The 12,932-nt window shown below is 43.0% G+C and carries 12 protein-coding genes; 11 read left to right on the top strand and 1 reads right to left on the bottom strand.

Annotated features, from left to right (window positions below; translation table 11 throughout):
• Positions 1 to 151: 151 nt before the first annotated feature.
• Positions 152 to 1,624, top strand: a complete 1,473-nt coding sequence (locus DESOR_RS21205; protein WP_014186644.1) for a trimethylamine methyltransferase family protein — start codon at positions 152 to 154, stop codon at positions 1,622 to 1,624.
• Positions 1,625 to 1,650: 26 nt separating this feature from the next.
• Here the strand turns inward: DESOR_RS21205 and DESOR_RS21200 are convergent, their stop codons facing one another.
• Positions 1,651 to 2,295, bottom strand: coding sequence for a helix-turn-helix transcriptional regulator (locus DESOR_RS21200; RefSeq protein WP_014186643.1), 645 nt, complete (start codon positions 2,293 to 2,295; stop codon positions 1,651 to 1,653).
• 149 nt (positions 2,296 to 2,444) lie between these two features.
• Between DESOR_RS21200 and DESOR_RS31070 the strand changes: the two genes are divergently transcribed.
• The 10 genes from DESOR_RS31070 (at position 2,445) to DESOR_RS21160 (ending at position 12,895) form a co-directional block, all read left to right on the top strand.
• Positions 2,445 to 2,579 (top strand): amino acid permease C-terminal domain-containing protein, encoded by a 135-nt coding sequence (locus DESOR_RS31070; RefSeq protein WP_081468545.1) that lies wholly within the window; start codon positions 2,445 to 2,447, stop codon positions 2,577 to 2,579.
• A 268-nt stretch (positions 2,580 to 2,847) separates the two neighbouring features.
• Positions 2,848 to 4,221, top strand: a complete 1,374-nt coding sequence (locus DESOR_RS21195; RefSeq protein ID WP_014186642.1) for a tyrosine phenol-lyase — start codon at positions 2,848 to 2,850, stop codon at positions 4,219 to 4,221.
• Between the two features lie 25 nt (positions 4,222 to 4,246).
• Complete coding sequence (locus DESOR_RS21190; protein WP_014186641.1) at positions 4,247 to 5,665, top strand: trimethylamine methyltransferase family protein; 1,419 nt, start codon at positions 4,247 to 4,249, stop codon at positions 5,663 to 5,665.
• Positions 5,666 to 5,685: 20 nt separating this feature from the next.
• Entirely contained in the window at positions 5,686 to 6,318 is a 633-nt protein-coding gene (locus tag DESOR_RS21185; RefSeq protein ID WP_014186640.1) for a cobalamin B12-binding domain-containing protein, read from the top strand.
• Positions 6,315 to 6,464 carry a hypothetical protein gene (locus DESOR_RS28405; protein WP_174275433.1) on the top strand — a complete coding sequence of 50 codons (150 nt, stop codon included), beginning with the start codon at positions 6,315 to 6,317 and terminating at the stop codon, positions 6,462 to 6,464. Before DESOR_RS21185 ends, DESOR_RS28405 begins: the two co-directional genes overlap by 4 nt.
• Positions 6,465 to 6,483: 19 nt before the next feature.
• Positions 6,484 to 7,368 carry a pyridoxal 5'-phosphate synthase lyase subunit PdxS gene (gene pdxS, locus DESOR_RS21180; protein ID WP_014186639.1) on the top strand — a complete coding sequence of 295 codons (885 nt, stop codon included), beginning with the start codon at positions 6,484 to 6,486 and terminating at the stop codon, positions 7,366 to 7,368.
• 132 nt (positions 7,369 to 7,500) lie between these two features.
• Positions 7,501 to 9,471 carry a hydantoinase/oxoprolinase family protein gene (locus DESOR_RS21175; RefSeq protein WP_014186638.1) on the top strand — a complete coding sequence of 657 codons (1,971 nt, stop codon included), beginning with the start codon at positions 7,501 to 7,503 and terminating at the stop codon, positions 9,469 to 9,471.
• A gap of 113 nt (positions 9,472 to 9,584) precedes the next feature.
• Positions 9,585 to 10,496, top strand: a complete 912-nt coding sequence (locus DESOR_RS21170) for a phosphate acyltransferase (RefSeq protein WP_014186637.1) — start codon at positions 9,585 to 9,587, stop codon at positions 10,494 to 10,496.
• A 44-nt stretch (positions 10,497 to 10,540) separates the two neighbouring features.
• Positions 10,541 to 12,325 (top strand): indolepyruvate ferredoxin oxidoreductase subunit alpha, encoded by a 1,785-nt coding sequence (iorA, locus tag DESOR_RS21165; RefSeq protein WP_014186636.1) that lies wholly within the window; start codon positions 10,541 to 10,543, stop codon positions 12,323 to 12,325.
• Positions 12,326 to 12,895 (top strand): indolepyruvate oxidoreductase subunit beta, encoded by a 570-nt coding sequence (locus DESOR_RS21160; RefSeq protein WP_014186635.1) that lies wholly within the window; start codon positions 12,326 to 12,328, stop codon positions 12,893 to 12,895.
• The last annotated feature ends 37 nt before the right edge of the window (positions 12,896 to 12,932 follow it).

Raw genomic sequence — 12,932 nt, 5'->3', positions numbered from 1 at the left:
ATAATCCCTCCGTACCATTCTACAATGCAAAAAAGCAAAATTGTGAAGGATCTTAGCGCTCCGTTGTGCTGGTAAAAGATAATAATCAAACTGAAGAAAAAATAAGTTTAGAATTAATTTCTTATCCTAAACTACAGCTAAGGAGCTCATTATGCTACAACATGATATGATTTCTGACAAATGTATTAATCCCCACTTGAGGTATCAAATACTATCCGATAATCAAATTAAGTTTATTATTAATTCAACATTTGAGGTTCTTGAACGTACAGGGTCATTGGTAAAGCATCCAGAAGCTGTTGAATTACTAAAAAAAGCAGGGTGCATTGTTGAGGGAGAACTGGTTAAAGTTCCCCAATGGCTTATAGAGAATGCTTTAAAGAATACTCCATCTCAAGTTATTCTGTCCTCTAGAAATGGTGAAAGAAAGTTATTTTTGGAAGGAAGTAATACCTATTTTGGTAACGGACTGGCAAATCCATTTTTTGTTGATATTGAAACAGGAGAACGAAGGCCTGTAGTAAAGTCAGATGTGTTCAATACTGCAAGGTTGTCTGATGCCTTGCCAAATATTGATTTTGTCATGTCCTTAGCCGGTCTTACAGATTGTCACCCGTCTGTTGCAGATGTTCATGAAATGCACGCCATGCTCCAGAGTACTACAAAACCAATTGCTGGATGGGCTACTGGGGTGGAAAGTTTATCTGACATTATTGATATGTGTTCAGTTGTTGCTGGAGGCTTAGATAAACTTCAATCAAATCCCTTTCTAATTGTTTATGCGGGTAACCCAGTATCTCCTCTAATTCATCCGGAAGACGCCCTTGCAAAACTACTTTTTACGGCTGAAAATGGACTTCCTGTAATATATGCTTCTGGTCTTCAATTAGGAGCGGTCTCTCCGGTGACCCTTGCCGGTACATTGGTTGTTGGTTTAGCTGAACAATTTGTAGGTTTGACAATAGCACAGCTAAAAAGGCCAAATACTGGTTACCTGGCAAGCATTGGAACATTAACTTTGGACATGAAAACGATGAATACTGCTTTTGGTGGCCCGGAATTACCTTTATCCTTAGCTGCTGCAAAAGATATTTTTAGGTATTTAAACATACCAACTTGGTCTATTGCCGGGGCCACTGATTCTAAAACCGTTGATCAACAATCTGCAATAGAATCAACAGTACAAATTTTTATGGCATTGTTAAGCGGCGGAAACTTGGTACATGACATAGGATTTTTGGAAGGTGCAATGTCAGGTGCCTTGGAACAAATTGTTATGTCAGATGAAATTATTAGTTATGTTAGGAAAATGGTATCTGGGATCGAAGTAAATAATGAGACCATTGGTTTGGATGTAATCAATAAGTTAGGGCCCGGCGGTCAATATTTAACCCATGAACATACATTTAAGTATTTCCGAGAACAGCTTTGGTTTCCTTCCCTTTTGGATCGGTTAAGATATAATGATTGGGTTAACCAGGGAAAGAAAACAATGCTTGATAGGATAAGGGAAAAGACTAGGACAATTTTAAAAGATTATCGACCTGAACCCCTTCCTCAAAAAGATATTGAAGCAATAGATAATATTTTAGAAAAGGCCTGTAAGAGAGGCGTCAAATATTAATCTAAATTTCTAAATAAAAGCTCCTTTCATTCCATATAGGTCGGTTTTTTGTTTTTATTGTTTATTTCATTTAAGTAGTTGTAGATTGTATAGCGAGAAACGTTCAGCTTCTCTGCAATTATTTGTACTCCCTTTTGTATTAAAAGGGCTCCGCGTTCATCTAGAAACCTAACTATCTTGATTCTGTCTTCCTTGGTCATAAGAGACACTGGTTTTTCAACTAATTTAAAGGCATCGGCCAGCAAGTTATCTAACATTTCGTTAGAATTACTATGGAATTCATCATTTATTTCAAAATCAATCTTAATTAAACTCTCTAAACTAGAAACGGCCATTTGTATATTGGTACAGTCATAATTAATTCCGAGTGCCAAATTACCCTTCCCCCACTTTAGATGGACAGTAGTACATTTTATTAGCCTACCGTCACCAGTTTTTGCACTGTAGGAAAATAAATCGGTGTCTGTTCTTTCGGTTTTTATATTGTGAAGTCCTAATTCAGAAAGTGAATCACCTTTTTTTCTACCGGTAACTTGGCCGTTTTGAATATCTAAAATAGCATTCTCTGGATTATCCAGGTCTGCGACCAGCACTTCACAATTGTTACCAAACGTTTTTGCGATACCTTCTGCTATTCTTTTAAGGTTTTCAATAAATTCGCTCTGATTCAAAACTGCAACCTCCAAGTATATTTGATATTTAACACCGGATCAATTCGATATCTAATATGGCTTCATTTTATTTGTGCTTGGAGTAGTTTGTCAACAGCATGTACTCTATGCCTCAAACTGTTCCCAAATGATGCCAAAGTTCTGGATGGGTGCCCTTGGTATCGCTCCTTGCTGTTGCCTTAGACTTTTATCTATTAGCTAATCTAGACCATACTACCTGGGTTCGATACGCTATTTGGATGTTAATCATCTATTTAACTAGAAGTCATTTATCATGTTCGTAAAAAAGACACCGCTTTTAACAAGCGACCTAAAAACGGTGTCTTTGTATTAAGCTGAGACTAATTAGTCGTTTCGAAGGTCTTGCCGGCAAAGAAATATTTGTGATTGAAGAAGGAAGTGGAACCATTATGTCGAATACTTAAACAAAGTGTTTAATGTATAAACAAGTAGTTTAATCATATTAAGGGAGGAGGTTATTTCATGGAACAATTGTGAAGTTTGGAGCTGCTGTTTCAAATCAAATAATAACAACAGAGAGGAAGATGGTGTGTGAAAAAATATATAGCGGAACCGTTTAAGATTAAAGCTGTTGAGCCTATAGCTATGACCACGAAGCAACAAAGAATAGCGGCCATTAAAGAGGCCGGGTACAATACCTTTCTGCTGAAGTCGAAGGATGTATATATTGACCTACTGACCGATAGTGGAACATCGGCAATGAGTGATAATCAATGGGCCGGGTTGATGATAGGCGATGAGGCCTATGCGGGAAGCAAAAACTTTTACAACCTGGAGGCTGCGGTAAGAAACGTATATGGATTCAAGTATGTTGTTCCCACTCACCAGGGAAGAGGAGCAGAAAACCTTCTGTCTCAAATCATGATAAAAAAAGGCGATTATGTCCCCGGTAACATGTACTTTACAACCACTAGGCTACATCAGGAACTTAATGGGGGTACGTTCGTCGACGTAATCATAGATGAAGCCCATAATTCAGAACTTGAGGTGCCTTTTAAGGGTGACGTTGACTTAAACAAATTCCAAAGGCTTATAGACCAGGTTGGACCGGAGAAGATTCCGTACATTTGCGTGGCGGTAACCGTGAATTTAGCCGGTGGGCAGCCAGTAAGTATGAAAAACCTTAAAGAGGTAAAGGAGCTTGCTTCTAAATATGGCATCAAGATAATGTTTGACGCTACCAGATGTGTTGAAAATGCTTTCTATATCAAGGAAAGAGAAGACGGTTATCAAGACAAGTCCATTGCCGCAATATTGAAAGAGATGATGAGTTATGCTGATGGATGTACAATGAGCGGCAAAAAGGATTGCCTCGTTAATATCGGCGGCTTTCTGGCGATGAACGACGAAGACCTTTATTTACAAGCCTCCCAGCTGGTAGTCGTCTATGAAGGGATGCCATCGTACGGTGGATTAGCCGGTAGGGATATGGAAGCGATGGCACGGGGTATTTATGAATCTATAGACGAGGATTACATTAAACATCGTATTTACCAAGTTCGTTATCTTGGAGACAGGCTTATTGAGAACGGAGTACCAGTAGTTAGACCGATTGGCGGACATGCGGTATTTTTGGATGCCAAGAAGTTTTTGCCCCATGTGCCACAGGATAATTTCCCTGCTCAAGCATTGGCGGCTGAGTTGTATATTCACTCTGGTGTTCGTTCTATGGAAAGAGGAATTGTCTCAGCGGGGAGAGACAAAGAAGGCAAGAACTATTATCCAAAGCTGGAGTTAGTTAGGTTAACAATTCCAAGAAGAGTTTATACCTACTCTCATATGGATGTTGTTGCTGAAGCCTGCATCGACTTGTACCAGCAGAGGGACAGCATCAAAGGTTTGAAAATAACCTACGAGCCTCCTGTACTAAGATTCTTCACGTCACGTTTTGAACCATTGGAATAAATACAATTAAAGGGGAGTGTGTTATATGCAAGTATTACGACCGACAATCGGAATGAACGTCATGACACAAGAGGAAAAAGAACAACTTCATGCTGCTACGATGGAGATCCTGGAAGAGGTTGGGGTTGAAGTTTATGACGAGGAGGCTCTTGCGCTTCTAAAAAACGGCGGGGCCAGCGTGGATGGAATAAACGCCAAGATTCCGGCCTCCATGGTTGAAGAGGCGCTTAAGAGTTCACCTGGCTTGGTAACTATCTATGACCGTGAAGGCAACCCCAAAATGGATTTAACTAGGGGTAACATCTATTTTGGAACCGGCTCAGATACACCCCTGGTACTGGACTGGGAGACCCGCCAACAAAGAAAAGCGGTTCTAAATGATACTGCGCAAGCTTCGATTGTGGCAGACGCATTGCCGAATATTGATTTCGTAATGTCCATGGGGTTGGCGTCCGATGCTCCGGTTAGAATATCGGATATTCATCAAGTGAAAGCAATGCTTTTGAACACTATAAAGCCATTTATCTTTACGGCTCATAATGAACACACCATGGATGTAATGATTCAAATCTGTGAAATGGCAAAAGGATCAACCATAATGGAAAAGCCCAACATGATTCTTTATGCTGAGCCTATATCGCCATTGCGCCATCCGATGGAGTCAATGCAGAAGTTGCTGTTAGCTGCCAAAAAGGGAGTTCCCGTGGCCTATGTACCTGCCTGCCTTATTGGCGGAGGAGCACCTATTACACTTGCTGGTTCTCTCGTAGTGGTAAATAGCGAGTTATTAAGCGCCTTAGTAATTCACCAATTGAAGCGTCCCGGTTCTCCATTTATCTATGGAGGTGCAACTCCGGCTATGGATATGAGAACAGGATCATGCACATACGCTGCGCCGGAGATCTTCCTAAATTATGCATGCCTTGCTGACATGGCCAGGTATTACGATTTGCCGGTATTTGACGCTGCAGGTTGCTCTGAGGCTAACGATTACGACCAACAAGCCGGAATTGAAATGGGATATACTTTGCTGTCTGCGGCGCTCAGTGGAGGAAACTTAATCCATGATGTTGGGTTCCTCGGTTGCGGCATGATCGCATCAATTGAAGCAATGGTGGCAGGAAATGAGGCGATAGGTGCAATTAAACACATGATCAGAGGCGTAAACTTCAGAAAAGAAAAATTTGCTGTAGACGAAATTAAGCATGTCGGTATCGGAGGAACTTATTTAAATACCGAACACACCGCAGAGAACTTTAGAGAGGAAATCTGGATTCCAGAACTGTTCAACAGAGAATCTTACTACACTTGGGACGGCGGCGGAAGAATCAGTTTCCGGGATAAACTAAAAGCCAAAATTTCCGGTATTATTTCCCAAAACAAGGTATCCAGACTTCCAAAAGACCTTGAAGACAAAATTGAACAAACTGTAAATAATGCTTAATACTGAAAGGAGAAAACAAAATGGCTGATTTCGAAAGTCTATCGCAAAGTGTAATTTCAGGTAAAGCAACACAAGTAAAGGAAAAAGTAACCGCAATGTTAGAAGCGGGCGTTAATCCTTTGGATATTATTAATGAAGGCTTAATCGGCGGGATGAATGTAGTAGGTCCTCGTTTCAAAAGCGGGGAGATGTTCGTACCCGAGGTCTTAATGTCTGCTAAAGCTATGGCAGCAGGGATTGAAATTATTAAACCTTTGATAGCGGACCAAGATATACCTTCCGCGGGAAAAGTGGTAATTGGAACTGTAAAAGGTGATCTTCATGATATAGGTAAAAATTTGGTTGCCATGATGATAGAAAGCGGGGGCTATAGTGTTGTTGATGTTGGTGTTGACATCTCCCCGGAAAAATTCATAGAGGCTGTGCGAGAACACAAACCAAGTATTATTGGCATGTCTGCCCTGCTTACTACCACAATGTTAAATATGAAGGATACTATCGACCTTCTTAAAGAGGAAGGGCTAAGGGACCAAGTGAAGGTTATGGTTGGCGGAGCACCCGTATCTAAAGACTTTGCAAATGAAATCGGTGCAGATGGATTTGCGCCGGACGCAGCATCTGCTGTGGAATTGTGTAAGAAGTTTCTAGCATGACAATGGGTATGGACAGTTTCATCCTTGATCCCCTGGACAGCACAATGATGGGATTTGTTTATGCTTCGCAGGCATTATTGGGTAAGGATGAATTCTGTGTGAAGTATCTGTCCGCTTATCGAAATGGCTTATTTGGGACGGCGTGAGAAGGAGGTATATCTAAAAATGGAGAGTAAGGGCACCTTGATGTTAAAAAAGGGTTTAGCAGAAATGCTTAAGGGTGGGGTAATCATGGACGTTACCACACCTGAGCAAGCTAAAATAGCTGAAGGGACTGGTGCCTGTGCTGTCATGGCCCTGGAAAGGGTTCCCGCAGATATCCGTGCTGCAGGTGGTGTAGCCAGAATGGCCGATCCCTCGGTGATTCAAAGAATTATGGATGCAGTAACGATTCCTGTCATGGCCAAAGCCCGGATCGGCCATTTTGTGGAGGCTCAAATCCTGGAGTCATTGGGTGTTGACTATATCGATGAAAGTGAAGTGTTGACACCCGCAGATGAACATTTCCACATTAATAAGCATGCGTTTGAGGTCCCATTTGTCTGCGGGGCCAAGAATTTGGGCGAGGCGCTGCGAAGAATCGGTGAAGGATGTGCCATGGTCCGGACCAAAGGTGAACCTGGAACAGGAAACGTAGTTGAGGCCGTTCGTCATATGCGCCTGATAACGAGTGAAATTCGGAAACTGCAAAACCTGCCCAAGGAAGAACTAATGACAGCTGCCAAAAACATCGGGGCTCCTTACGACCTTGTTTGTACAGTAGCGGAGTCAGGTCGGTTGCCTGTAGTGAACTTCGCTGCCGGAGGCATAGCAACTCCTGCTGACGCTGCCTTAATGATGCAGTTAGGTTGTGACGGGGTATTTGTCGGGTCCGGTATTTTTAAGTCAGATAATCCAGAGGTAAGGGCAAAAGCTATTGTGGCTGCCACAACCCATTATAACGATGCAAAGATTTTGGCGGAAGTCTCCAAGGATTTAGGAGAAGCTATGCCGGGGTTGGAAATTGCCAATCTGCCCCCAACTAGCCGAATGGCAGAACGCGGGTGGTAAAAATACCTTAACTAGGTTTGGATTACTTTAAGAATAGTTTTTACAGAGAATGCCAAAATTGATGACGTGCCTAGTGCCTTGCGCTAGGCAGTTTCCTTTGGAACAATTGAATAAATATGGAGTGAATTTACAATGGATCTGAGTCTCGGAATTGATACCGGAGGAACCTTCACCGATGGTGTTTTGCTTGACCTTAATACCAGTGAAGTAGTAGCAAAGGCAAAGGCCTTCACTACTAGGGGGAATTTGTCTATTGGAATCCAAGAATGTATTGAGAATTTAAATTGGTTAGATATGAATCAGATCCGGTTAGTATCACTTTCTACCACGCTGGCTACCAATACCGTTGTCGAGGGCAGGGGAGGAGAAGTAGGGCTAATTCTTATCGGACACGAGCCTATAGGAAATTTGCCGACTCAAATGGTTGTTTCCGTAACCGGCGGCCATGATATCAAGGGTAATCCAAAAGCAGACTTGGATGTTGACCAAGTACAAAGGGCAGCTTTAACCATGAAAGACAAAGTTGAAACAATCGCTGTTTCAGGCTATTTAAGTATTAGGAATCCAGAGCATGAATTAATAACACAGAAAATAATTAAGGACCTAATTGACGTACCTGTTGTTTGCGCTCATCAATTGACCAGTGAGTTGGGCTTTCATGACCGGACCGTAACCGCGTGCTTAAACGCTCGCTTACTACCGGTCATAGCGGAATTGATGCGTGCTGTGAAAAAAGTTCTCGATGTAAAAAACATTCAAGCTCCTTTGATGATCGTCAAAGGCGATGGCTCATTAATGAATGAAAAGGTAGCATTAACAAAGCCGATTGAAACAATCTTATCCGGACCTGCTGCTAGTATTGTGGGAGCTACTTTTTTAACCGGTGTGAATAACGCCATTGTACTTGACATGGGTGGAACAACAACGGACATAGCTATTCTGAAAAATGGCAAGCCAATGTTAAATCGTGAAGGCGCTGTTGTAGGTGGTTGGAGGACTCAAGTAGAAGCGGCTGATATTTATACTTACGGCCTAGGCGGGGACAGTTATGTACAGGTATTGCCCAATGGCAATGTGGAGATAGGTCCTAGAAGGGTATCGTCGATTTCATCAGTGGCCGCACGCTATCCGTACTTAATTGAGGAGTTAACACGGGTAAAACCGGAGTGCGAGCTTGCAACCGGGCAGCCGGTTGACTGCTGGCAGCTATTAACAGTTCCCGGCGAAAATGCAGGTTTAACAAGCGACGAAGAAAAAATTGTTGAAACACTAAAACAAGGACCTCATAATATATTCAATTTGGCGGAACGTACGGGCTTGGACCCTAATTTGATGTCTCTCAAACGGCTGGAAAAGAGTCAAATCTTGGGCCGGATAGCATTTACACCTACTGATGTGCTGCACGCTCTCGGGTATTTTACGGTATGGAATGTCTGTGCGGCAGAAATGTGTGCCCAGGTATATTCCGCGAAACTAAACATCCCAAGAAATGACTTTCTGCTTCAGATTTTAAAACAAGTACAGGATAGAATATGCCTAACCATTCTAGAAAGTTTAATAGCTCAGGAAGGTAGTCGAATTAGCCTCATAGAGAATGACACGGCAAGATTATTTCTCCAGCCGTTTTTATCCCCTGAGTTCAGACGCGGATATGGGGTCCAGATTAGTTTGGCGTTGCCCATTGTAGCAATAGGAGCCCCATCACAGGCGTACATTCCTGAAGTTGGGGCAAATTTTAAAACTGAGGTGTTAATTCCTCCACATGCCGAGGTAGCCAATGCAGTGGGCGCTGCTGTTGGAAGAGTTGTAGAGAATGTAAAACTTGTTATTAAACCGGACTCCGAGGGCTTCTTGATTTATGCACCATGGGGAAAGGAACAAATACAATTCCTTGAAGAAGCTGAAATCTATGCTATACAAAAAGCCAAAAATGTGATTGCAGAAATGGCTTATAACTCAGGAACTCCTGACCCTGAGATAATAGTAGAAAAAGAGGAAGTTACAGTAAATACGTTTGGAGATAAGCTTTTTTTGGAAACTCGGATACTATTGACTGCAGTGGGTCGCCCTAGTTTTGACTGTTACGTCAACATTTCTGAATAATAATATGGAGTTTATCAACTGGTCGCCGGGGCTGATATGGATCGTTTAGAGTAGGAGGGCAAAATGAAAAGAATTTTCGCCATAAACCCTGGGGCTAAAAGGGGGGGAATAACTTGTTTGGCGATTTTTATGAGCTGCTTGCAGCAGCTAAAAAGCTAAAGCAAGTGAATATTAGTGTTGCCGTTGCACAGGAACCGGGCGTGCTCGAGGCAATTAAAGAAGCAGAGGATGCGGGCCTAGCTAAAGCGATCCTGGTTGGTGATGAAACAGTCATTCGCCCTATGATGACAAAAATAGGCCTGTCAGAAGATAACCGTGTTATTAATATTCCAGACCTCGACGAGGCAGCATTACGGGCAGTCGAATTGGTTCATAACGGGGAAGCTCAGGTTCTAATGAAAGGTTTAATTAATACCAGCAACTTTATGCGGGCTGTCTTAAACCGGGAAAAAGGCCTGCGAAGCGGAAGCATCTTGAGCCATTTTGCAGCTTTCGAAATACCAGGGGAAAAAAAGCTGGCTTTTCATGCAGACGGCGGAATAAATGTAGCCCCAAATTTGAGTCAAAAGAGAGATATCCTTATCAATTCACTTTCGGCACTAAAAGCGCTAGGGTTTACTAGGCCGAAGGTTGCCGTACTTGCTGCCAACGAACAAGTTAGTCCCAAAATGCAGGCAACAATCGATGCCGCTGATTTGGTAGCAATGGCCCAGGCGGGTGAACTACCGGAATGTGAGCTTGAAGGACCAATGTCTATGGATATTGCTGCAAGTTGCGAATCTGCGGAACATAAGGGAATTGAGAGCAAAATCGCCGGTGATGTGGATCTATTCCTTTTTCCGACCGTAGAGGCCGGGAACCTAGTTGCTAAAACCTTAATTAAATATGCGAAAGCTAAGAATGCCGGAATTATCATGGGGGCAACTCATCCAATTGTAATGGTTTCCCGTTCGAATAAGGCTGAATCCAAGCTGAATTCTTTAGCTATGGCAGCCCTTATTGTAAGAGGACTACAAATTAACTAGAAGCCAATAAAATTAGAAATTAGAAAATAATAGAGGAGTAAGTTATGAAGAAATTATTGACTGGAAATGAGGCTCTTGCTCGCGGGGCTTATGAAGCAGGAGTTAAATACGCTTCCGCTTATCCGGGGACACCGAGTACCGAGATTCTAGAGACAATTGCTCTTTATAAAGACGATATCTTGGCAGAATGGGCTCCAAATGAAAAGGTCGCATTAGAAGCAGTGTTCGGGGCTTCGCTGGCCGGAGCAAGGGCAATGGCCTCTATGAAACACGTTGGAGTGAATGTGGCAGCCGACCCGCTCTTCACCATCTCCTACACGGGAGTAAATGGAGGGATGGTCCTAATCTCAGCTGACGAACCCGGGCAGCACTCCTCCCAGAATGAACAAGATAACCGCAACTATGCAAAATTCGCTAAGATACCGATGCTTGAACCGTCGGACAGTCAGGAAGCTAAGGACATGCTGAAGGCGGCCTTTTACCTTAGTGAAGAGTATGACACACCGGTTTTGGTGAGGATGACAACCCGAGTATGCCATTCCAAGGGCATCGTGGAATGCAGTGAACGGGTCGAGGTTGACTTTAAGGATTACACCAGAAACATGCCAAAATATGTAACAGTACCGGCCTTTGCCAGAAAGCTTAGGGTCAAAGTCGAAGATAGAATGAAAAAACTGCTCGACTTTTCCGAGAAGACAGACTTCAATTACGTAGAATGGAATGATAACAAGGTAGGTGTCATTGCTTCTGGTGCCTGCTACGGGTTTGCCAAGGAAGTCTTTGGTGATTCTGCATCTTATCTGAAACTGGGATTTACAAACCCGATACCAAGGGAAATGATAAAAGACTTTGCCGGTAAGGTCGAAAAAGTATATATAATTGAAGAGAATGACCCAATAATAGAAGAACAGGTAAGAATGTTGGCCTTGGATTGCCTGGGTAAAAATCTGTTTCCGGCGTATGGGGAGATGACCCCTGATGTAATCAGGAAAGCGGTGTATGGCGAAACCTATCCGACTGTAGATTTTGATGAAAGCAAAGTCCCAGCCAGACCACCAATGCTTTGTGCCGGATGCCCGCACAGGGGCTTCTTCTATGAAATAGGTAAGCGGAAAAACGTCATGATATCCGGTGATATTGGGTGTTACTCCTTAGGATTTGCCGATCCTTATAATGCCATGGATCATAATATTTGCATGGGAGCAAGCCTAAGTGTTGGTCACGGTGCTCAGCAAGTATTTAATATGAAGGAAAACAACAAGATGAGAGTGGTTGCCGTCATCGGTGACTCTACTTTCTTCCATACAGGCATAAGCTCGCTGCTTGATGTGACTTATAACGGCAGCAATACTATCAATGTCATTCTGGACAATCGTATAACCGGGATGACCGGTCACCAAGAGAACCCCGGGTCAGGTTATACTTTGCAGGGAAAGGCAACCATTGAGGTGAATATCGAGGCAATGGTTAGAGCCTGCGGCATCAAACATGTAATAACCATTAATCCGAATGACCTTACGGCTGTCAAGCGTGCCCTAGAATGGGGTACGAGTCTAGAGGAGCCTTGCGTCATTATCACAAGATGGCCATGCGCACTGAAGAAGTTCGCAAAGAAGGATAAAGAGGAATTCACGGCGGCGTTCACGACACGGTGTGCGGTAGACACGGAAAAATGCAATGGCTGTCGAGCCTGCATCCGGACAGGATGCCCAGCAATTTCATTCGATAAGCAGCTTAAGAAGTCGGTTATAGCAGCTGATTCTTGTGTGGGTTGTGAAGTTTGTCTTCAGGTATGTCCAGTTAAGGCGATTAGGAAGGTGGAGGGTTAAATGGCAAAGAGCATTCTTTTGGTAGGCGTAGGGGGACAGGGGACGATACTGGCCAGTAAACTCTTGACTATGGGTCTCATGGAAGCGGGTTTTGACGTAAAAATGAGCGAAATCCACGGCATGTCTCAAAGGGGCGGCTCCGTATCCTCTCAGGTTAGGTATGGAGATAAGGTAGAATCTCCGGTTATCGAACTCGGGGGGGCTGATATTTTAGTATCTTTTGAAAAGATGGAAGCCTTAAGATGGCTGAACTATGTAAAACCTGAGGGTAAAGTTGTTGTAAACGATTATGAAATCCCTTCCACGCCAATTCTTTCCGGCAAAGTGGATTATCCGGCAGGCATCATCGAAGAGCTCTCCGGCAAGGTAGAAACTATAACCATTGATGCCGGAAAACGGGCAACTGAGCTGGGCAACCCCAAGGTAATGAATGTAATTTTACTGGGTACAATTATTAAATCCATGGGCCTCGAGGCTATTAATTGGGAAAAGATAGTTAGGGATAACATTAAGCCTCAATTCGTAGATTTAAACCTAAGAGCTCTGCAAGCAGGAATGTACTTGGTTTAGTCTACACACATTTGTAGAAATACGAAAGGAAGAGGAA

Source organism: Desulfosporosinus orientis DSM 765 (assembly GCF_000235605.1).
Lineage (GTDB): Bacteria > Bacillota > Desulfitobacteriia > Desulfitobacteriales > Desulfitobacteriaceae > Desulfosporosinus > Desulfosporosinus orientis.
This window is presented reverse-complemented; position numbering and strand designations above follow the sequence as displayed.